The organism is Clostridium sp. M62/1 (assembly GCF_020736365.1).
Lineage (GTDB): Bacteria > Bacillota > Clostridia > Lachnospirales > Lachnospiraceae > Otoolea > Otoolea saccharolyticum_A.
Window position 1 is genome coordinate 2,137,758 of the sequence record NZ_CP085988.1, and the last position, 21,126, is coordinate 2,158,883.

The window sequence follows — 21,126 nt, forward strand, 5'->3', positions numbered from 1 at the left end:
GAAGAGGTTGAATTCAAACAGCACATTTCAAACGACACTGGAAGAAATAAAGAAAATAACAGGGATAGAGCTGATGCTGCTGCGGCCGGGAGGTGGGATGACGGCGTTCACCTGCCCTCCCGGCCGGGAGGATACTGAACGGGCGGAACAGTTTGCCGCCTCAGGCGCAGATTTTCAGAGTTTTGGAGAGCTCTGCTTGGTAAAGGTTGCTGACAGAGGAAAGACAGAATTTGTTCTGGCTGGACGGGGAAGCGGAGATGTTCTCACCTGTCTGCGCCTGGCTGCTCTCCAGATTTCAGGGCTAATCCGCTTCCAGAAAGACAGATTTGACAGGGAAAACTTTATAAAGCGTGTGGTTCTCGGACACCTTCTCCCGGTCGATGTGGACGATCAGGCAAAACGGTTTCGGCTGGACGGCAGAGTGTCAAGAACGGTATTTTTGATAGAAACCAGAGAGGACGGCGGGGATTCGGACGTGATTCTTCAGATTCTTCGCCCCCTCTACGGGGAAACGGCAGGCGGCTTTCTGTTTAAGACAGCCCACAGAAAGTATGTCTACGTAAGAACGATGCGGGAGGGAGAGAGCACAGAGGGGCTGGAGGAGATAGGGCGCAATATCGTCGACGTGATCAATACGGAGGGGATGCAGGATGCCTGTCTCTCCTTTGGGACTCCTACCAAAAAGCTGAGCGGACTTTCCGAATCCTACAGAGAGGCCTGTCTGGCAATGAGAATCGGGCGTATCTTCAGCAGGGAAAGCCATGTGGTGGCCTACGACCGGCTGGGGATGGGGAGGCTGATTTACAGCCTCCCTATGCCTCTGTGCAGGAAGTTTCTGGACGAGGTATTTGCCTGTGCAGGGCCCGACGAGCTGGACGAGGAAGCTCTGATGACGATCCGCCAGTTCTTTGACGACTCCTTAAACATTGCAGAAACGGCCAGACATCTCTATATTCACAGAAATACTCTGGTTTACCGGCTGGACAAGCTGCAGAAACTGCTGGGACTGAATATCAGAAATTTTGAGGACGCCATGCTGCTGAGGCTGGGACTTATGGTGCACGAGTATGTGAAGGAGAAGGCGGAAAATATTGAGGAAGAAGACATATAAAAACGCACCGCAGCGGCTGTACATGCCTGAATGAGGGAAAGCAAAAGACAGCTGCAGGGATTAGAGAAAAGAAAATGAGGGAAAAACGATGATAGAGCGTATTTTTGACACAGACAATGGATTCTGGCAGACGGTCGGAAGGGTGGGCGACCTGATTCTTCTGACGCTTCTGACCTTTGTCTGCTGCATTCCGGTTATCACAGCAGGGGCATCCCTGTGCGCCATGCACTATGTGTGCTTTAAGATGATGGAAAACGACAACAGCAGTACAATAAAAAATTTTTTTCACAGCTTCAGACAGAATCTAGCTCAGGGAGCTGTCATGACCCTGATTATGGGGGCGGTCGGATTCCTGCTCTGGTATGACGGATGGTTTCTCCGGCAGATCTCCGGCACGCCGCTTGGGAGCGGAATTCTGTTCTTTGCAGGCTGGGCGCTTTATATTTACCTGCTGTTTGTCTATGTTGTGCTGTTTTTGTATCTGTTTCCACTCCAGGCGAGGTTCTACAACCCTCTCGCCGCGACGTTTAAAAACGCAGTGATAGCCGGATTTAAAAATCTTCCGAAGACGGTGATGATGCTCATCGGTGATGGATGCGTATTTCTGATCATAGTTCTCTGCTTTGTCTATTTTCCGCAGATAGCCTTCCTTCCTCCTCTCATTGCCCTGCCCCTCTGTGCCTGGTACAATGCCTGGGTACTCAGGGGACTGCTGGGGCTTGTTCCTGGAAAGCTTGACTTGCCTGTGCCGGACGGCGGCGATGTTAAAGAGCCGAAGACCCGGGAGCAGAGAGAGGATGAAAAGTAGGGGGAGGGAGAAATAAATGAACCATTCATCAGCAGAGGAATACAAGAAAGCCAGACGTGCGGGGCTTAAGGCATTTCGGGAGGCAGCCGGAAAGGGAAGGTATCCCTACCTGCCGGCTCTGGACGAGATGCTCGCCCACACGAAGACAGCGGGAAGAATACCCATAGGCGTGTTTGAGATTCCCCTTTCCCGGGTGACGGGCACAAAGACGGCAGCCCGCTCGGAGAGCTTTGCATGTAATTTTATGCCGATACTGTCGGAAAAGACAGAGTTTTCCAGCAAATGGGAGCAGCTCTATATGGCTCAGCTTTCAGAGGGAATCCGCGACCCCATTAAAGTCTACGAGTATATGAACCATTTCTATGTCCGGGAGGGAAATAAGCGGGCCAGCGTCATGAAGTATGTGGGGGCCGCGGGAATTGCAGCCGAGATTATCCGCATTCTGCCTAGGAGGGACGGAAAGAAGGAGACGGAAGCCTTTTATCAGTATGCGGAATTTAACCGCGTGACAGGAATTTTTGATCTTCTCTTTTCAGAGCCGGAGTCCTACCGGAGACTGGCAGACTGGTTCGACGAGGATCTGGTGAGCAACTGGAAGGAGGCCCATGTGAGGGAGCTTCGCGCTGCCTTTGCCCGGTTCTGCAGCTGTTATCAGAAAAAGGCGGGAAAAGAGGAACTGAGCGAGGAGAGCGATGCATTCATAACCTATCTGCAGATTTTTGGCTACGGCGGACTTCTGGAGGAGAGCGACGGGGAGATCCGGGCCAGGATTGAGAGGGTATGGCAGGAGCTGGAGCTTGCAAAGAAGGAAAAAAAGGTGGCCCTTATCGAAGATGAGGAGGTGGTGGAACGGGACGGAAAGCGCGAAAGGGACAGGGGAGGCCTCTTCGGCTATCTGCTCCCCGGCGCAGAGCAGAAGAAAGAGTTCCGCGTCGCCTTTATCAATGACAAGGAGCCGGAAACTTCAGCCTGGGCCTATGGGCATGAGCTGGGCTGGCAGGCTCTGAAGGCAAAGTACGGAAACCGAATATCCGTTTCAGTGTTTAACAACTGCGGCAGCGAAGAGGCGGTCAAAGATGCGCTGGCAAAGGCGGTGCTCCAGAAAAACGACATGATCTTCACCACCTCTGCGCAGATGCGCAGCCAGGCTCTGGAGGCTGCGGTCAACCATCCGGAGGTTAAGATCCTGAACTGTTCGGTCAACGCTTCCTACCGCTCCATCAGAAGCTATTATGCGAGAATGTATGAGGCCAAGTTTATCCTTGGCATGATCGCCGCATCCATGGCTGAGGACAGCCGGATCGCTTATGTGGCAGACTATCCCGTTTACGGCGCCGTGGCGAATATCAATGCCTTTGCTATCGGAGCCCAGATGATCCGGCCTGATGCAAAGGTTTACCTGAAATGGTCAAACCTTAAGAAAACCGGGTGGAAGAGGGAGATCCGAAAGGGCAGATTTTCGATTGTATCCGGCCCGGATCTCAAGCTGCCCGCAGAGGAGAGCCGCATGTTCGGCCTTTTGCGGTACAACCGGAAAAAGGAAGTATTTGAAAATCTGGCCATGCCGTTTATCGACTGGGGAAGGTATTACTCCCTGCTTGTGGACTCTGTGATGGACGGGAATTTTAACTCAAAGGAGATCACAGGCAGCGGCAGGGCTGTCAACTATTTCCTTGGAATGTCTGCCGGCGTGGTGAGCGTCCTTCTCTCATCCAGAATCCCCTACGGGACGAAAAAAATGATTGATCTGTTTGAGAAGGAGATTGTGCAGGGGAATCTGTCGCCTTTTGACGGGGAGATACGCACCAGAAAGGGAAAGCTGAAAGGAGAGGGAAGCGGTCCACTGAGCGCTTTTCAGATCGTCAAGATGGACTGGCTCAATGAAAATGTAGTCGGGCGGATCCCTTCAGTGGACGAATTCAAGGATGATGCAAGAGCATTTCTGGAGGCTCTCGGAGTAGAGGTGGAGGAGCCGGAGGAGACAGACGGAAATGATGCGACGGACAGCCGGGAGGCAGAAGGAAGGAGCGAAAATAATGAGGGTTCTGATTATCGCGGATGAGGAGTCCAGGGCGCTTTATGATCACTATGACAGTTCCAGGCTGCGGGATGTGGACCTGATCCTCTCCTGCGGAGATCTGAGCGCCTCCTACCTGGAATTTCTTGTGACAATGGGACATGCCCCTGTGGTCTACATTATGGGAAACCATGACGACCGGTTCCGCGCACATCCGCCGGAGGGCTGCATCTGCGTGGAGGAGCGGGTGTTCAACTATAAGGGGCTTCGCATTGCCGGGCTGGGGGGAAGCCTGCGGTACAAGCCGGACGGCATTTACATGTACACGGAGGAGGAGCAGAAAAAGAGAGTCCAGAAGCTGAAGCGTCAGATTCAGAAATACCACGGGATCGACGTATTCCTGACCCATGCCCCTGCCAGGGGGCTGGGGGACGGAGAGGATTTCCCTCACCGGGGCTTTGAATGTTTTCACGAGATCCTGGACGAGTTCCACCCAAAATATATGTTTCACGGACACCAGCATCTGAATTACGGCTCTGGGACCAGAGAAAACAGAAAGAACGATACGAGAATTATCAACGGCTATCAGTCCTGCAGGGTGGAGATCGGGCCGGAGGAATACCCGGCTGAGTATGAAAATACGGGTTCTCTGATTTTTGATCTCTACAATAAGCTGAAGCGGCAGGGAAAGCAGTAAAAGCTCCGGGGCATCTCCTTTGAATCCCCTCTTGCCGCCAACTGCATTTTGTGATAGACTAAAACAAGTTTGAACATTCATTTCGGCCGCTTCTGCGCCGCAGACGGAGTATGATGTCCGTGGGCAGAAGGGAAGAAAGATAAGGTACTACGGGCAGTGAGGGTTCAGACTGCGCTAGGAAGTAGAAAGGCCTCAGGGCCGGACAGAGGAGGAAGACATAAGTATGAGCAAAAAGCGTTCAATCGAGACAACGTGTATTCAGGGAGGATGGCAGCCGGAGAACGGAGAGGCAAGAATCCTTCCGATTTACCAGAGCACGACATTTAAGTATTCCACCAGCGAACAGATGGGACGTCTTTTCGATCTGGAAGAGAACGGATACTTTTACACCAGGCTTGCCAACCCGACGAATGATACAGTGGCAAACAAGATCTGTGAGATGGAGGGCGGCGTGGCAGCCATGCTGACTTCTTCCGGACAGGCGGCAAACTTCTACTCTGTATTCAATATCTGCTCGGCAGGGGACCATTTTATCTGCGCAGCTACCGTTTACGGGGGCACTTCAAACCTCTTTACTGTCACCATGAAAAAAATGGGCATCGATGTAACACTGGTGGATCCGGATGCCTCTGAGGAGGAGCTGGATGCAGCCTTCCGCCCCAATACCAAATGCGTTTTCGGCGAGTCCATCGCCAATCCGGCCCTGGTGGTGCTGGACATTGAGAAGTTCGCCAAGGCGGCTCACAGCCACGGCGTTCCGCTGATCATTGACAACACCTTTCCCACGCCGATCAACTGCCGTCCCTTTGAGTGGGGAGCCGATATTGTCACACACTCTACCACGAAATATATGGACGGCCACGCCATGACCGTGGGCGGCTGTATCGTGGACAGCGGAAATTTCGACTGGGAGGCTCACAAGGACAAGTTCCCGGGCCTTACCACCCCGGATGCCTCCTACCATGGAATTATCTATACGGAGAAATTCGGAAAGGGCGCATATATTACAAAGGCTACCGCACAGGTGATGAGGGACCTGGGTTCCATTCAGGCTCCGATGAATGCCTTCCTGCTGAATATCGGCCTGGAGACGCTTCACCTGAGAATGCCGCGCCACTGTGAAAATGCCTTAAAGGTGGCTGAATACTTAAAATCCAGAGAGGACGTGGCCTGGGTCAATTATCCGGGGCTTGAAGGAGACAAGTATTACGAGCTGGCGAAAAAATATATGCCAGGCGGAACGTGCGGCGTAATCTCCTTCGGGTTAAAGGGAGGAAGAGAGGCAGCATCTGTCTTCATGGATAAATTAAAGCTGGCAGCGATTGTGACACATGTGGCTGATGCGCGCACCTGCGTCCTGCATCCGGCCAGCCATACACACCGCCAGCTTACAGACGAGCAGCTTGTGGAGGCGGGAGTGGATCCGGCTATGATCCGCTTCAGTGTAGGCATTGAAAATGCAGACGATATTATTGAGGATATTCGCCAGGCTCTTGAGGACTAGGAGGGGAGCAGGGAGAAAATCTCAGCTGAGGATATGAGAAGTAAGGCAGAGAGAACGGGGAGCGGCTTGAAGGCGCGCCCCGTTCCTTTGAATTTCCGCACAGGAAGGGCCTGAGGGGAAAGGCGGATATACAGGAGAAAAGAGAGATGAAAAAGAGAAAAAAACTGCTGAGAATCGTGTTTGGAAGAACGACCTTTGTGGTTCTGTTCCTGCTGATTCAGGTGGCTGTCCTGCTTTTGGGAATTTCGTGGCTGGAAGATTATACGCTCTATTTCTATGGAGCTTCGGTGATTCTGAGCGCAGTGGTTCTGATCTATATCATCAGCGCAGATGAGAGCAGTACCATCAAGCTGTCATGGGTAGTGCCTATCCTGGTGTTTCCTGTGTTCGGAGTTCTGTTTTATCTGTTTGTGAAGCTGCAGGTGGGTACCAAACTGATAGGGCTCAGGCTCCAGGTGACGGCAGCCGAGACAGCTCCCTATCTGAAACAGGATGAGGCCACGGCACTGCGCTTTAATGAGATAAGCTCCAGCCAGGGAAATCTGGTGAAGTATATGAACCGGTATGCCGGCGTTCCCGTATATGCCGACACGGCTGCCAAGTATTTTCCTCTCGGAGAGGACATGTTCGAGGAGATGAAGCGGGAGCTGAAACAGGCTGAGCACTTTATCTTTATGGAATATTTTATTGTGGAGCGGGGAGAGATGTGGAACAGTCTTCTGGAAATCCTGGAGGAGAAGGTGAAGGAGGGAGTGGAAGTCCGGGTTATGTACGACGGCATGTGCTGCCTGATGCTGCTTCCCTATGCCTACCCCAAGACGCTTCGGGAGAAAGGAATCAAGTGCAAGATGTTTTCTCCTATCCGTCCGGCTCTGTCCACCCATCAGAACAACAGGGATCACCGGAAAATCTGTGTGATTGACGGCCATACGGCTTTTACGGGAGGCGTAAACCTGGCTGACGAATACATCAACAGGAAGGAGCGGTTTGGTCACTGGAAGGATACGGCCGTCATGCTGAAGGGCGAGGCGGTGACAGGATTTACGATGATGTTTCTGCAGATGTGGAATGTGACGGAGTGGGAGAAAGAAGATTATGATCGTTACCTGAGGAAGCCTGAGTACGAATTTTTGCCGAATCTCGACCGTTCCGGCTTCGTCATCCCCTATGGCGACAGCCCTCTTGACAAAGAGAATGTGGGAGAGCAGGTGTACCTGGATATACTGGGGCATGCCAAGAGGTATGTGCACATTATGACGCCGTATCTGATTCTGGATGACCAGATGATCAATGCCCTGCAGTATTCGGCCAAGAGAGGCGTGGAAACCGTGATTATTATGCCTCATATACCAGATAAGAAGTCGGCCTACCTGCTGGCCCGCTCCTATTATGAGGAGCTTCTGAGAGCCGGGGTGAGAATCTATGAGTACACGCCTGGTTTTGTACATGCGAAAGTTTTCACCTCCGATGATGAGAAAGCTGTGGTGGGAACTATCAATCTGGACTTCAGAAGCCTTTACCTTCATTTTGAGTGTGCTTCCTACTTCTACAAGCATCCGGTAGTGGCTGAGGTGGAGACGGATTTTAAACGTACTCTGGAAAAATGCAGGGAAATTACAGTGGCTGACTGCCATAATTACCCTTTTATCAAGAGGTTTGCGGGAAAGGCTCTGAGGCTGGCTGCACCTCTTATGTAAAACCATGAACCATATGCCTTCCTGCCTCATAGTATGGCGGTGAGAGCCTGCTGGGAGCCGGGCGGGCAGATGGGAGGAAATGAAAGACTGGAGAGCTTAGAGGAAGATGACAATGACAGAAGGAGCACTGGTACTGGAGGGAGGATCCCTGCGCAGCATGTTCACCGCCGGGGTCCTGGACGTACTGACAGAAGAAAAGATTGTGATGTCCTATGTAAACGGAGTATCTGCCGGGACAATGGCCGGCATGAACTACATTACCGGACAGAAGGGAAGGATGCTTCGGATTAATGAGGAGTTTCTCCACGATAAGCGGTACATGGGGATGAGAAGCCTGCTCAAAAACAGGCTGGTCTTTAACTTTGATTTTGTCTTTGGGGAGCTGTCTAATCAGCTGATTCCCTTTGATTACCAGGCATTTTTTGCCTCGCCTCAGAAATTCGAGGCGGTTGCCACCAGATGCAGGACGGGAAAACCGGAGTTTTTCGAGAAAAGCCGTTGCGGGGAGATGATAAAGGCAGTGCAGGCTTCCGCCAGCATGCCGCTTCTGTCGCGGATGGTGACAGTGAACCACAGAAAGTATCTGGACGGCGGAATTTCCCTTCCCATCGCCTATCAGAGGGCCATGGACCTGGGGTATGAGAAAGTGGTTCTCGTGCTTACGAGAAACAAAGGATACAGAAAAAAGCCCCTGAGCCGGATGACTGTCCGCGCCTATGAGCGCTATTTTGCGCCTCTGCCAAAACTTCTGGATTCCCTCTATGAGGTACCGGAGCGCTATAACCGGATGCAGGAGGAAATTGACCGGCTGGAGGAAACTGGGAGAATCTTTGTGATCCGGCCGGAGCAGCCGGTGCGCGTCTCCAGGCTTGAGCAGAATCTCGGAAAGCTGCGGGCCCTTCACAGAGAAGGGATCGAGACGGCAAAAAAGAGGCTTCCTGCGCTCCGCGCCTACCTGGAGATCGGCTGAGCCCTTGGCTGAAAAGTCCGTCAGACCAGAAAAGGCGATCTTGCAGCCTGTCTCTGGTTGCCGTTCCCGGCTGTTCATGCTACAATCAGTGTATAGTGTGAACAGGAGGAAGGACGTATGAAATATATTGATATGCACTGTGATACCCTTACACGTCTCTACGATCTTGGGGCGGAAAATACAGGGGAATCACTGAGAAAAAACAGCGGCCATCTGGATTTGGAGAGGATGAGGGCTGGGGAAGCGCTTATTCAGTGCTTTGCGATTTTTACGAATCTGAAAACCCAGCCGGATCCCTACAGATACAGTATGGCCGTTTGTGATCTGTTCTGGAGGGAGATGGAAAAAAACAGGGATGTGATTTCTCCGGTCCTGTCGGCTGAGGATCTTTTAAAAAACGAGAATCAGGGGAAGATGTCCGCCCTTCTGACTATAGAGGAGGGAGCAGTGTGCCGGGGAGAGACAGAGATTTTACGGGAATTTTACGAAAGGGGAGCCAGGATGATGACTCTGACCTGGAATTACCCCAACGATCTGGCCTGGCCCAACAGGATTGACTTTGAGAGAGGAATCATGGAGCCGGAGACAGAAAAGGGGCTGACTAAAAAGGGCATCGCTTTTCTGGAGGAGATGGAGAGACTGGGAATGATTATCGATGTGTCGCACCTGGGAGATGCGGGCTTTTTTGAGGTGGCAGAGCACACGAAAAGACCTTTTATCGCCAGCCACTCCAATGCCAGGGGGGCGGCTGGCAATGTGAGGAATCTGACAGATGAGATGATACGTCTCCTGGCTGACCGGGGAGGGGTTATGGGAATCAATTTCTGTCCGGCCTTTTTAAGTGCCAGCCAGTCTATGCAAAAAGGGGACGGGCAGAGCTTTGTGAGGGATATGGTGTCACAGATGAAATATATCAGGAATGTGGGAGGAATTGAGTGCATCGGCCTTGGATCAGATTTTGACGGCATCACGGGAGAACTGGAAGTGGATTCGCCGGCGGCCTTTTGGAAAATTGCAGATGAGATGCACCGCCAGGGATTTGCGGCTTCTGAGATCGAGGCGGTGTTTTACAGGAACGCCAGACGCGTTTTTACAGAAATTTTACATTAAGCTGTGAGCGGACTTTACATAGAACTGATATAGTTAGAACATACTTTTTACAATAGATTTTACAATAAAAGTTTTACAATAGGGGAGAAAAATCATGTCCATATCAGATTTGGGGATGCTGTTTCAATTTGCCGGAGGCCTTGGGATGTTCCTCTACGGAATGGCAACCATGGCCGACGGCCTTCAGAGAACTGCCGGCAGCCGTATGCAGCACATGCTGGGAGTCCTCACAAATAACCGGCTGCTTGGAGTGCTTGCCGGAGCAATCGTGACCGCCATTATCCAGAGCAGCTCTGCCACTACGGTTATGGTAGTGGGATTTGTAAATGCAGGGCTCATCAATCTGCTCCAGGCCACTGGAATTATTATGGGTGCCAATATCGGCACCACGATCACCAGCTGGATTGTATCCATGAGCGAGTGGGGGGAGGTGCTGAAACCGGAATTTTTTGCTCCGTTTTTATTTTTCATCGGAGCTTTCCTTGTGATGTTCACGAAAAGCCACAAAAAGAAGGAGGGCGGTGAGATCCTGATAGGGTTTGCCCTTCTGTTTATCGGCCTTTCCTTCATGTCCTCATCCATTGAGCCCTACAGGGATGCGCCTGTTTTTTCTCAGGCCTTCCAGACCCTTGGACAGAATCCTCTCCTGGGGGTTCTCGTGGGTCTTGTGGTAACCGCTATTATCCAGAGCAGCTCCGCATCTGTGGGAATCCTTCAGACTCTGGCGCTGAACGGGATGGTAAACTGGCAGTCAGCCGTATTTATTACCCTGGGCCAGAATATCGGAACCTGTGTCACGGCTCTGCTCTCCTCAGTGGGAGCCAGCCGTACGGCAAAAAGGGCGGCAGTGATTCATCTGCTGTTTAATGTATTCGGAACGATCCTCTTTGGAACGATCATGTTTATTGTGTTCCTCCTGAACCCGTCCTTTGCGGCTTCCAGTGCGGACAGTGTGGGGATCTCGATTTTTCACACCATTTTCAATGTGTCCAACACGATTATCCTGTTCCCGTTTGCAGGGCTTCTCGTAAAGACCGCCTGCGCCATTGTCAAGGAAAAGAAGAGTGAGCGGACCGAGGACGATGTGGAGACAGATATTCTGCGCCATCTGGACGACAGACTGTTAGAGTCTCCGTCTTTTGCCATTGACACGGCTGAGAAGGAAGTTATCAATATGGGAAAGGTTGCCATCGCTAACCTTAAGATTGCCACGGCAGCCCTGACAGACAGGAACGAGGCCTTCTGCAACGAGGTTTTTGAAAATGAGAAAAAGCTGAACCACCTGGATACGGTTCTCACAGACTACCTGGTTAAGATCAACAATCTTTCCCTGAACGACAGCCAGCACCTGCTGGTAAAGAATCTGTTCTACACAATCGGAGATATTGAGCGTATCGGCGATCACGCGGAAAATCTGGCAGAGCTGGCCCAGACAGTCATCAGAACAGGCAGTCCCTTCTCAGAGAGCGGGGAGGAGGATTTAAAGAAGATTTCCGGAGCAGCCCTGCAGTCTGTCGAGACGGCTGTGGAATCCAGAGAACACAAGGAACTTTCAAAAGTACGCCAGGCCGCACGGTATGAGGAGGCGGTGGACAGCCTTGAGGAAGAGTTAAAGGAGCTTCACATGGAGCGTCTTTCCAACCGGGAATGCAGCACCGAGAGCGGAGTGATCTTCCTCGATGCTATCAGCAACTACGAGAGAATTGCCGATCATGCCAGAAATATTGCAGGCTATGTGAAAGAGGAGATACAGTAAAATGAAGCACCTGATTTATGTGACAGAAGACGACGAAAATATCAGAAACCTGATCTGCGTGGCGCTGGAGAGCTTTGGATACCAGACGCGCTCATTCGAAACAGCTGAGGAGGCTCTGGAAGCGGTGAAGGAGGCCCAGGGGGATCTCCCCTCCCTCTTTGTCTTTGACTGGATGCTGCCGGGAATGGACGGGATGGCTGCAGTGGGAAAACTCAAGGCTGCTGCAGAGACAAAGAAAATTCCCGTTATGATGCTGACGGCCAAGGACAGCGAGCTGGATGTGGTGGCAGGACTGGACGGGGGAGCAGACGACTATATGACAAAGCCCTTTGGAATTCTGGAGTTTTCTGCGCGTATCAGGAACCTGCTGAAACGTTTCAGCGACGACAAGCAGGAGGAAAAAAACCTGTCTGTGGGAGATATTTCCATCGATCTGGAGAAGCGGGAGGTCAGGATGCGCGGCCAGGAGGTGGAGCTCACCCTGAAGGAATACGAGCTTCTCTGCTATCTGATGGAAAATACCAGCAGAGTTGTGACAAGGGAGGAGCTCCTCGATCGAATCTGGGGCTATGATTATGACGGAGAGACGAGAACGCTCGACATGCATATTAAGACTCTCAGGCAGAAGCTGGGGGAGGCAGGACACAGTATAAAGACGGTCCGGGGCGTTGGGTACCGGATCAGCTGACGGCAGACTGCAGAAGTGCGGGAAAATCGGGGGAAAGACAGAATGAAAACGGCGATATTCAGAAAATTTATTCAGCTTCTCATAATGGCTCTGGCACTGAACAGCGTGATTCTCTACATAGTGACGAGCAGCGTAATCCTGAAAAACAGCAGGGAAGATATGGAATTCACTCTGGAAACCATGGACAGCGCCCTGGAGTATGAGGGAGATCTGAAGGCTCAGGCAGAGAAATTTACGAGGGCCGCCAGTCTGAACAACAGCCGTCTGACGATCATCCGGCCCGATGGCGTGGTCGAGGCTGACACTGGGGTAAGGGATGCATCAGAGCTGGACAACCACATGCAGAGGGAGGAGATTCAGGAAGCCCTGCAGGATGGGGTGGGAGACGCAAGACGCCGCTCCAAAACCCTGGGACAGGAAATGCTCTATGTAGCTATTCAGTCCTCTTACTCAGACTGTATTCTCAGACTGGCAGTTCCCTATACGGGAATGAGGGAGTATACGATCATGCTTCTTCCGGCTATTCTTCTGAGCTTTACGGTTGCCCTCATAGGCTCTGTGCTGGAGGCGGATCGGTTTTCCCAGTCCATCACCAAGCCCCTTCTGGAAATATCCAGAGAGATGATAAAGGTGAACGGAGATTACACGGATTTTCATTTTGAAAAATGCGAATACCCGGAGATCAATGTGATCGCGGACACAACGACCCGTATGTCGACAAATGTTCGGGAGTATCTCAACCGCCTGGAACAGGAAAAGCAGATTCGCCAGGAGTTTTTCAGCAATGCGTCCCATGAGCTGAAAACGCCGATCACCTCCATCCGCGGGTATGTGGAGCTTCTGGACACTCCCATGGCTGACAATGCGGAAATGCGGAAGGATTTCCTTAGCAGGATCAAGAAAGAGGCAGTCCGCATGACTCGTCTGATTGACGATATTCTCATGATTTCCCGCCTGGAGTCGGGGGGAGCGCAGGCGGAGCTTAAAGATATCCGTACCCTGGAAATTGCCAGGGAGGCAGCTTCCTCTGTGGAGGGGATGGCCAAAGAGAGGCGGATTCAGGTGGAGACAGATGCAGATGACTTCCTGATCTGTGCCGATGCAAGGCAGATGGAAGAACTGTTTACAAACCTGCTCAGCAATGCGGTCAAATACAATCTGGACGGGGGAAGGGTGTGGCTTTCCCTGAAAAAAGAGCGGAAGGATATGGTTCTGATCGTTTCAGACAACGGAGTGGGAATTCCGAAGGAGAGCCTTGGGCGGATTTTTGAGCGTTTCTACCGGGTGGACAAGGGAAGAAGCCGCAAGCAGGGCGGCACGGGTCTCGGCCTTTCCATTGTAAAACACATTGTGAATTTTTATCACGGTACTGTTAAGGTTGTCTCCAGTCAGGAGGAGGGAAAGAGAGGCACCAGCTTTATTGTGCGGCTTCCCATCGCAAAAGAATAGACAGGGAGAGGGAAGAAAGTTTTTGGCTTCACAGCAACAGCAGCTGCCAAAAGCTTTCTTCCCTTTTTTGCCAGAGCTGACCCGGCAGACTTATCAGGTGTAAGAACTTCGTCTGAACTTTTCGGGATTTTTTATGGTTTGTACCGGGGATTTTCAGGATATGAGATCCCGGACGGCTGCAGAGGGGCGGGCAAAATCTGAGGCGGTGGGGCAGGTACATAAAACCTGTTGTTATTTTACACAAAAACAGGCACCTGAAATTATGCAAAATGCTGATTTTGTGCTTTAACGCGTTGATTTCGTGGGATATTAAAGAAATAAAATTGACGCGGCGGAAAATGTGTAGTAAGATTGCGGTAAACCTGAAAACGAAAAAAGAATTCTGGAGAAAAGAAACTGGGAATGCCAGTTGGAATGGAGGAGATGTTATGAGAAAAACAGGAAAAATGCTTGCGGCGGCCATGGCGGGAGTGATGGCTCTTTCTATGGCGGGCTGCTCGGGAAATACAGGTTCAGGCACAGAGAGCGGCAGCGCCGCCCCGGAGACGAAGCAGGAGGCGTCGTCTGAGGGCAAGGCAGGGGAAGGAGCCTCTGATTCAGGTGAGGAGTTCAAGATTGGCGTGCTTCAGCTCACCCAGCATACGGCCCTTGACAAAGTAAACGAAGGCTTTGTAGCAGCCATTGAGGATTCAGGGCTCAACGTGCAGCTCGATCAGCAGAATGCTTCCGGAGATCAGTCTGCCTGCCAGACGATTGCGCAGATGCTGGTGGACAGCGGAAACGATCTGATCTTTGCCATTGCGACTCCTGCGGCACAGGCTGTGGCAGGAATGACGGACGAGATCCCGATTGTGGTCAGCGCAGTGACAGATCCGGCAGAGTCGGGTCTTGTGGAATCCAACGAAAAGCCAAACTGCAACGTGACAGGAACCTCCGATCTGACTCCCGTAAAGGCCCAGATCGATCTGCTCCAGAAGCTCCTGCCCGATGCCAGGACAGTGGGAATCCTCTACAGCAGCGCAGAGGCCAACTCCGAGATTCAGGCAGAGATGGCAAAGGAGGCTTTAGAGGAGGCGGGAATCCAGTACAAGGATTACACAGTTTCCAGCACCAATGAGATCCAGACTGTGGTGGAGTCCATGATAGGAAATGTGGATGCTATCTACACGCCAACGGATAATACTATTGCTTCCGGATATGCGACGGTAGCCATGATTGCCAATGAGAACAAGATCCCGACGATCTGCGGAGAGAGCGGTCAGGTGGATGAGGGCGGCCTTGTCACCTACGGAGTGGATTACTATGAGCTGGGCTATATGGCAGGCGAGCAGGCAGTTGACATCCTTGCAAACGGGGCAGACATTGCTTCCATGCCGATTGAATACATGGACAATGCAGACTGTGAGCTGAAGATTAACGAGGACACGGCTGCAGAGCTTGGAATCGATATGTCTGTGCTGGAGGAAGAGTAGTATGGCAGGTATTCTCTCATCCCTTCAGGGAGCGGTGGGACAGGGCATTCTGTGGGGAATCATGGTTCTTGGAATTTATATTACCTTCCGCCTGATGGACATTGCGGATTTAACCGTAGACGGCAGCTTCGCTCTGGGAGGGAGCGTCTGCGCAGCCATGGTGGTAGATAAGGGGATGAATCCGGTGGCGGCCCTCGTTATCTGCCTGATTGCCGGAATGATTGCCGGAGCGGTGACGGGAATTCTGCATACGGTGTTTGAGATACCGGCGATTCTGGCGGGAATCCTCACTCAGATTTCTCTCTGGTCGGTAAACCTGAAGGTCATGGGAAAGAGCAACATGAACCTGGGAAAGGCAGAAACGCCGTTCTCCTGGCTGAAGGAGACTCTGGGGATCAGCCAGAGCCAGTCCATGATTCTGGCAGGACTGGTAGTGACGGTATTAGTCATTGTGTTCCTCTACTGGTTTTTCGGTACAGAGCTGGGAAGCGCCATGAGGGCAACCGGAAACAACGAGGATATGGTGCGGGCTCTGGGGGGCAACACAAACCGCTACAAGCTGCTGGCCCTGACGGTGAGCAATGGCCTGGTGGGCCTTTCAGGCGGCCTTGTCTGCCAAGGACAGGGATATGCGGATATCCAGATGGGAACAGGAGCCATTGTCATCGGCCTGGCGGCCATTATTATCGGAGAGGTGCTTCTCGGAAGGCTGGTGCCGTTCTACTGGAAGCTGATCGCCGTGGTGGCAGGCTCTGTTATCTACCAGATTATCAGGGCTGTCGTTCTGAGACTCGGCTTTGACTCGGACAATATGAAAGCCCTCACAGCCATTATCGTGGTGGTCGCTCTGGCGATCCCCGTCCTGATGGCCAGATACAGGCAGAAAATGGCCTACACGGAAGGAGGAGAGGAAGAGTGCTGACCATCACAAAGGTGAGAAAGACCTTCAACAAAGGGACAATCAATGAAAAAAAGGCCTTGAACGGCATAGATCTCCATCTGGACGAGGGAGATTTCTGTACAATCATCGGCGGCAACGGAGCCGGAAAATCTACTATGCTCAATATGATTGCCGGCGTCTATCCCATTGACTGCGGAAAGATCGTGATTGACGGGGTGAATATTTCCAGGGAGCCGGAGTTTCGGCGGGCCAAATATATCGGCCGCGTGTTTCAGGATCCCATGAGAGGGACGGCGGCCAACATGGAAATTCAGGAAAATCTGGCTCTGGCCTACCGCAGAGGGCAGAAGAGAGGCCTTGGCTGGGGGATCAGGAGCCGTGAGAAGGAGCTCTACCGAGAGCTTCTGGCTCAGCTCGGTCTGGGACTTGAGGACCGGATGACAAGCAAGGTGGGACTTCTTTCCGGCGGACAGAGGCAGGCTCTCACCCTTCTTATGGCTACGCTTCAGAGGCCAAAGCTCCTTCTTCTGGATGAGCACACAGCGGCCCTGGATCCCAAGACGGCGGCCAAGGTGCTGGAGCTGACAGAGCAGATGGTGGCAGGTCAGAAGCTGACTGCCATGATGGTAACCCACAATATGAAGGATGCCATCCACATCGGAAACCGCCTGATTATGATGCATGAGGGAAAGATTATCTACAATGTGGCGGGAGAAGAAAAGAAACATTTAAAGGTAGAGGACCTGTTGAGGAAGTTTGAGCAGGCCAGCGGCGGCGAGTTCGCAAATGACAGGATGATGCTGGCCAGATAGGGAATGGGAAGGCGCAGAAAAACTGCAGCAGATGAAAGACATTCGAAGGATTAAAGCGCAAAAGGCAGGTCTTACAGGCAGCGGCGGCCGGAAACCACGCAGAGGAAAAGATGCGGGGGTTTCCGGCCGCCCTTGTTTTGACGTTCCCGGACCTGTCTTTGTCCGCTCCGAATCTTTTGAGGAAAAAGAATCACTGCCGGGATGCAGGAGGGAAAAATCCTCCTCTTTTTTGTTGGCAACAGGCCGGATTAATGATATAATCATACGCAGCAATCTGCCCTGTGAGTGCAGGGAAAAGAAAAACCGTGGACCAATTTGAGACAGGAACGGAGAATATAAATGAATGATAAACAGGATTTGGAAAATTTAGAGGAAACAATCCAGGAGGAGTCAGGAAAGCCGGAGGAGTCAGGAAAGCTGGGGGATGCAGCAGGCGGCGGCAGTGCAGCAGACATCCATGAGCAGGAAAGCAGCACAGACGAGCTGGATCTGGACACTCTGGTTCTGGAGGATCTGGATCTGGAGGGAGAAGAGGAGACGGCCCCTAACGGCGGCCGGCCGGAGCGCCGTATTTTCAAACGTCCTGCAGAGGAGGATTTGGGCGGTCAGTCCTCAGAGAGCAGCGCCGGCATCCTTCAGAGCATGGACCGCAGCATCAGTAAGAAAAATAAAAAACGCAGGGGACTGTATCGGGAGTATGCCCTCATCGGGATTGCGGCTGTCGTGATCCTGGCGGGAATTCTGTTTGCAGGAAGCCGCCTTCTGGGAAAGAGAGAGGGTCAGGTGGTAAACCCAGGGGGAAATGCTGCAGAGGAGACTCTCTCGCAGGAGGAGATAAAAAAAGTGGAGGAGCAGGCACTGAAAGAGGCAGTGATTGCATCCTACCAGAACCTGGGTATGGTTCAGGTAACCGGTTACCTGAATGTCAGAGAGACGGCCAGCACAGACGCCGATGTAATCGGCAAGCTCCAGGACGGCGGAGCCTGCGAGATCCTGGATGATTCCACAGAGGGCTGGTATCATATTTCCTCCGGCGGGATTGAGGGATATATCAGCTCGGAGTATGTGCTGACCGGAGAAGAGGCAAAGAAGAAAGCCATGGAGGAGGTTGCGCTCCGGGCTACAATTACCGCAGACTCGCTGAATATCAGGAAAGAGCCCAGCACAGAGTCCGATGTGGTGGGACAGGCCCTTGAAAATGAGCGGTATCTGGTGGAAAGTCAGGAGGACGGATGGATTAAGATCTCAAACGGATATATCTCTGCCGACTATGCGACAGTTGCCTATGATCTCAATGAGGCCAGAAAGCTGGATATGAAATCCATGGTTTTAAACCTCTATGATCACCTGGGAATTTCCAGCGTGGACAGCTATCTGAACATCCGCAAGGAGCCCAGCGAGGACGGCGAGATCATCGGCAAGATGACCAGCAAATCAGCCGGTGAAATCCTGGAAACCACAGAGGACGGAAAATGGCATAAGATCAAATCCGGCCCCGTCACGGGCTATGTGAGCGCCGACTACATTCTCACAGGCCAGGCGGCGAAGGATGAGGCTTTAAAGGTGGCGGAGCTGATGGCCATCGTCTCCACAGACCGCCTGAATGTCAGGGAACAGCCGTCTCAGGATTCTAAAATCTGGACGCAGATTTCCAACAACGAGAGATATCCTGTCACAGAGCAGTTAGACGGCTGGGTGGGAATCGAGCTGGATACCTCCACAGCCTATGTTTCCACTGACTATGTGGATGTGCGCTATGCGCTGCCGGAGGCAGTCAAGTTCAGCCCTCTGGACGGAAACCAGTCCCTGAGAAACAAGATGGTAAACTACGGGCTGCAGTTTGTGGGAAACCGCTATGTGTGGGGCGGAAACGATCCCCATACGGGAGCCGACTGCTCTGGCTTCGTAAAGTATGTCTACAGCCATGTGGCGGGAATTACGCTTCCGAGAACCTCAAGGGAGCAGGCAAGACAGGGCACGCCCATCAAGTCTTCCCAGATGAGGCCCGGAGACCTGATTTTTTATGCAAACAGCGGAGGAACTGTCAACCACGTGGCCATGTACATCGGAAACGGCCAGATTGTCCACGCAGCCAGCAGGAGGAGCGGAATCAAGATTTCCACCTGGAATTACAGAACTCCGTACCGCATTGTGAATATGCTGGGAGACTGATTCCGTGGGGAGACTGAGCCTGTGCCGTCTGTTTTGCGGTAAGATGCCGGAAAGACAGCGGCGTTTATAATAAATTTATTTTTTTACAGTCGCTTTTATCGACAAGATATGATATAATTCCCTGTAGATGTTTTGAGATTGTAATAATTTCGTAACATATTAAAAAACAGAAGCAGCGCTTCTGGCCTTTCGCGCAGGATTGGCCGCGAGATGGCTCGATAGTCAAGACTACAGTAAATGGAGCGATAAGAATGGGAATTAACAAACCGGATGACTACGCTGCCAGGCTGAAGAAAGCCAGGAGGAAAAGAAACGGAAAAGATCCGTTTAAATACTTTCTGATTGCAGCGGGATGTGTGATTGTGATCCTGCTCATTGTGCTGGCAGGCAAGATTGCAAAAGGAGGAAGGATTGAGCTGGGGACGAGACGCTCGGCTGACAGTTCGAACATTGAGGGAGTCTTCGAGAGCGCGGGGACGGATGAAACAGAGGCCGCAGCTTTAGAGGGCGAGCTGATGGAGGAGGACGAGGAGCAGAAGAAAATTGACGAGCAGAAGGCCTCCGTCGTAGAGTCCTACGAAAATCTGGGAATTGTCCAGGTAACCGGCTATCTGAATATGCGGGAGAGCCCGGATCAGAATGCGGACATTATCGGAAAACTGCTGGACGGAAGCGCCTGCGAGATTCTGGATGATTCCACAGAAGGATGGTATCAGGTTACTTCCGGCGGGCTGACCGGGTACATCAGCTCTGAATATGTGCTGACCGGGGAGGAGGCGAAGACAGCGGCCTTTGATCTGGTAGACGAGATGGCCGTGATCACGGCAGATAAGCTGAACGTGAGAAGCGAGCCGAATCAGGATGCTCAGGTGCTGGAACAGGTGCTGAGAAATGAGCGCTACACCATAGAGGAGGAGCAGGACGGGTGGATCAAGATTCCGGCCGGCTATATTTCCTCCGAGTATGTGCAGCAGCGGTATGCCCTCAATGAGGCGAGAAAGCTGGATCTGCGCACCATGGTTCTGAATATGTATGACAACATTGGTATTTCCAATGTGAACAATTATCTGAATATCAGACAGGAGCCGAAGGAGGACGGAAAGATCATCGGTAAGATGACAAGCAAATCCGCCGGTGAAATCCTGGAGACCACGGAGGACGGAAAATGGTACAAGATTAAATCCGGCCCGGTAACAGGATATGTAAGCTCCGAGTACATTCTCACAGGACAGGCTGCCAAGGATGAGGCCCTGCAGGAGGCCAAACTGATGGCCATTGTCTCCACAGACAGACTGAATGCCAGAACAGAGCCGACGACGGACGCCCCCATCTGGACCCAGATTTCCAACAGTGAGAGGTATAATGTATTAAGCCAGCAGGACGGCTGGGTGGAAATCGAGCTGGATACAACCTCCGCCTACGTGGCGACCGAATATGTGGATGTGCGCTATGCATTAAACGAAGCCATTGAGTTCACTCCTATGGAGGAGAGCTCGGGAAGCTCCGGAGGCAAGGGAAGCTCCGGCACAGGCAGCTCGGGAAGCAAGGGAGGTTCCAGTTCAGGCACTACTTCCTCAAAGAGAACACAGATTGCCAACTATGCAACTCAGTTCCTGGGAAATCCATATGTATGGGGAGGCACCAGCCTTACAAACGGCGCCGACTGTTCCGGATTTACCATGGCGGTTATGTCACACTTCGGTGTCAGCCTGCCGCACCACTCCGGTTCACAGGCAAGCTGCGGAAGAGCGATCTCTTCCTCGGAAAAGAGACCGGGCGATCTGATCTTCTACACTGACAGCAGCGGAACGATCAACCATGTAGCTCTTTATATCGGCAATGGACAGGTAGTCCATGCATCCAACCCGAGCAGCGGAATCAAGATCTCCAACTGGAATTACCGCACGCCTGCAAAGATTGTCAACGTGCTTGGAGACTAAAGGAAAAGAAGCTGAGAGAGAA

Annotated in this window: 16 protein-coding genes; all 16 read left to right on the forward strand. The window is 52.1% G+C overall.

What is annotated here, in order from left to right; genetic code table 11:
- Positions 1-7: 7 nt before the first annotated feature.
- The 16 genes from LK436_RS10040 to LK436_RS10115 all read left to right on the forward strand — a co-directional run bounded on the left by LK436_RS10040 (position 8) and on the right by LK436_RS10115 (position 21,104).
- On the forward strand, positions 8-1,111 hold the full coding sequence (locus LK436_RS10040; RefSeq protein ID WP_044931445.1) for a PucR family transcriptional regulator: 1,104 nt from the start codon (positions 8-10) through the stop codon (positions 1,109-1,111).
- An 88-nt stretch (positions 1,112-1,199) separates the two neighbouring features.
- Positions 1,200-1,919 carry a YesL family protein gene (locus tag LK436_RS10045; protein WP_008398054.1) on the forward strand — a complete coding sequence of 240 codons (720 nt, stop codon included), beginning with the start codon at positions 1,200-1,202 and terminating at the stop codon, positions 1,917-1,919.
- Between the two features lie 16 nt (positions 1,920-1,935).
- Positions 1,936-3,981 (forward strand): BMP family ABC transporter substrate-binding protein, encoded by a 2,046-nt coding sequence (locus tag LK436_RS10050; RefSeq protein ID WP_008398056.1) that lies wholly within the window; start codon positions 1,936-1,938, stop codon positions 3,979-3,981.
- Positions 3,956-4,633, forward strand: coding sequence for a metallophosphoesterase family protein (locus tag LK436_RS10055; protein WP_008398057.1), 678 nt, complete (start codon positions 3,956-3,958; stop codon positions 4,631-4,633). The genes LK436_RS10050 and LK436_RS10055 overlap by 26 nt, the downstream gene beginning before the upstream one ends.
- A 223-nt stretch (positions 4,634-4,856) precedes the next feature.
- Complete coding sequence (locus tag LK436_RS10060) at positions 4,857-6,137, forward strand: O-acetylhomoserine aminocarboxypropyltransferase/cysteine synthase family protein (protein ID WP_008398059.1); 1,281 nt, start codon at positions 4,857-4,859, stop codon at positions 6,135-6,137.
- 146 nt (positions 6,138-6,283) lie between these two features.
- On the forward strand, positions 6,284-7,834 hold the full coding sequence (gene cls, locus LK436_RS10065) for a cardiolipin synthase (protein ID WP_008398060.1): 1,551 nt from the start codon (positions 6,284-6,286) through the stop codon (positions 7,832-7,834).
- Between the two features lie 112 nt (positions 7,835-7,946).
- Positions 7,947-8,804: a patatin-like phospholipase family protein gene (locus LK436_RS10070; protein ID WP_198006648.1), complete on the forward strand. Its 858-nt coding sequence runs from the start codon at positions 7,947-7,949 to the stop codon at positions 8,802-8,804.
- A gap of 117 nt (positions 8,805-8,921) precedes the next feature.
- Positions 8,922-9,914 carry a dipeptidase gene (locus LK436_RS10075; protein WP_008398063.1) on the forward strand — a complete coding sequence of 331 codons (993 nt, stop codon included), beginning with the start codon at positions 8,922-8,924 and terminating at the stop codon, positions 9,912-9,914.
- 94 nt (positions 9,915-10,008) lie between these two features.
- A complete protein-coding gene (locus LK436_RS10080; RefSeq protein ID WP_008398064.1) occupies positions 10,009-11,670 on the forward strand; it encodes a Na/Pi cotransporter family protein in 1,662 nt (553 codons plus the stop codon).
- 1 nt (position 11,671) lies between these two features.
- Positions 11,672-12,358 (forward strand): response regulator transcription factor, encoded by a 687-nt coding sequence (locus tag LK436_RS10085; RefSeq protein ID WP_008398066.1) that lies wholly within the window; start codon positions 11,672-11,674, stop codon positions 12,356-12,358.
- Positions 12,359-12,400: 42 nt separating this feature from the next.
- Positions 12,401-13,807 carry a sensor histidine kinase gene (locus LK436_RS10090; RefSeq protein WP_008398067.1) on the forward strand — a complete coding sequence of 469 codons (1,407 nt, stop codon included), beginning with the start codon at positions 12,401-12,403 and terminating at the stop codon, positions 13,805-13,807.
- A gap of 428 nt (positions 13,808-14,235) precedes the next feature.
- On the forward strand, positions 14,236-15,279 hold the full coding sequence (locus LK436_RS10095) for an ABC transporter substrate-binding protein (RefSeq protein WP_015574248.1): 1,044 nt from the start codon (positions 14,236-14,238) through the stop codon (positions 15,277-15,279).
- A gap of 1 nt (position 15,280) precedes the next feature.
- Positions 15,281-16,201 carry an ABC transporter permease gene (locus LK436_RS10100; protein ID WP_008398071.1) on the forward strand — a complete coding sequence of 307 codons (921 nt, stop codon included), beginning with the start codon at positions 15,281-15,283 and terminating at the stop codon, positions 16,199-16,201.
- Positions 16,195-16,992 (forward strand): ABC transporter ATP-binding protein, encoded by a 798-nt coding sequence (locus LK436_RS10105; RefSeq protein WP_008398072.1) that lies wholly within the window; start codon positions 16,195-16,197, stop codon positions 16,990-16,992. Before LK436_RS10100 ends, LK436_RS10105 begins: the two co-directional genes overlap by 7 nt.
- Positions 16,993-17,331: 339 nt before the next feature.
- A complete protein-coding gene (locus tag LK436_RS10110) occupies positions 17,332-19,164 on the forward strand; it encodes a C40 family peptidase (RefSeq protein ID WP_008398074.1) in 1,833 nt (610 codons plus the stop codon).
- A 251-nt stretch (positions 19,165-19,415) separates the two neighbouring features.
- On the forward strand, positions 19,416-21,104 hold the full coding sequence (locus LK436_RS10115) for an SH3 domain-containing protein (RefSeq protein ID WP_008398075.1): 1,689 nt from the start codon (positions 19,416-19,418) through the stop codon (positions 21,102-21,104).
- The last annotated feature ends 22 nt before the right edge of the window (positions 21,105-21,126 follow it).

Excerpts from the sequence above, each read along its gene's own strand:
- LK436_RS10045 (WP_008398054.1), top strand. The coding sequence starts at position 1,200 with ATGATAGAGCGTATTTTTGACACAGACAATGGATTCTGGCAGACGGTC.
- LK436_RS10050 (WP_008398056.1), top strand. The coding sequence starts at position 1,936 with ATGAACCATTCATCAGCAGAGGAATACAAGAAAGCCAGACGTGCGGGG.
- LK436_RS10055 (WP_008398057.1), top strand. The coding sequence starts at position 3,956 with ATGAGGGTTCTGATTATCGCGGATGAGGAGTCCAGGGCGCTTTATGAT.
- LK436_RS10115 (WP_008398075.1), top strand. The coding sequence starts at position 19,416 with ATGGGAATTAACAAACCGGATGACTACGCTGCCAGGCTGAAGAAAGCC.
- LK436_RS10090 (WP_008398067.1), top strand. The coding sequence starts at position 12,401 with ATGAAAACGGCGATATTCAGAAAATTTATTCAGCTTCTCATAATGGCT.
- LK436_RS10085 (WP_008398066.1), top strand. The coding sequence starts at position 11,672 with ATGAAGCACCTGATTTATGTGACAGAAGACGACGAAAATATCAGAAAC.
- LK436_RS10100 (WP_008398071.1), top strand. The coding sequence starts at position 15,281 with ATGGCAGGTATTCTCTCATCCCTTCAGGGAGCGGTGGGACAGGGCATT.
- LK436_RS10095 (WP_015574248.1), top strand. The coding sequence starts at position 14,236 with ATGAGAAAAACAGGAAAAATGCTTGCGGCGGCCATGGCGGGAGTGATG.
- cls (WP_008398060.1), top strand. The coding sequence starts at position 6,284 with ATGAAAAAGAGAAAAAAACTGCTGAGAATCGTGTTTGGAAGAACGACC.
- LK436_RS10070 (WP_198006648.1), top strand. The coding sequence starts at position 7,947 with ATGACAGAAGGAGCACTGGTACTGGAGGGAGGATCCCTGCGCAGCATG.
- LK436_RS10075 (WP_008398063.1), top strand. The coding sequence starts at position 8,922 with ATGAAATATATTGATATGCACTGTGATACCCTTACACGTCTCTACGAT.
- LK436_RS10060 (WP_008398059.1), top strand. The coding sequence starts at position 4,857 with ATGAGCAAAAAGCGTTCAATCGAGACAACGTGTATTCAGGGAGGATGG.
- LK436_RS10080 (WP_008398064.1), top strand. The coding sequence starts at position 10,009 with ATGTCCATATCAGATTTGGGGATGCTGTTTCAATTTGCCGGAGGCCTT.
- LK436_RS10110 (WP_008398074.1), top strand. The coding sequence starts at position 17,332 with ATGAATGATAAACAGGATTTGGAAAATTTAGAGGAAACAATCCAGGAG.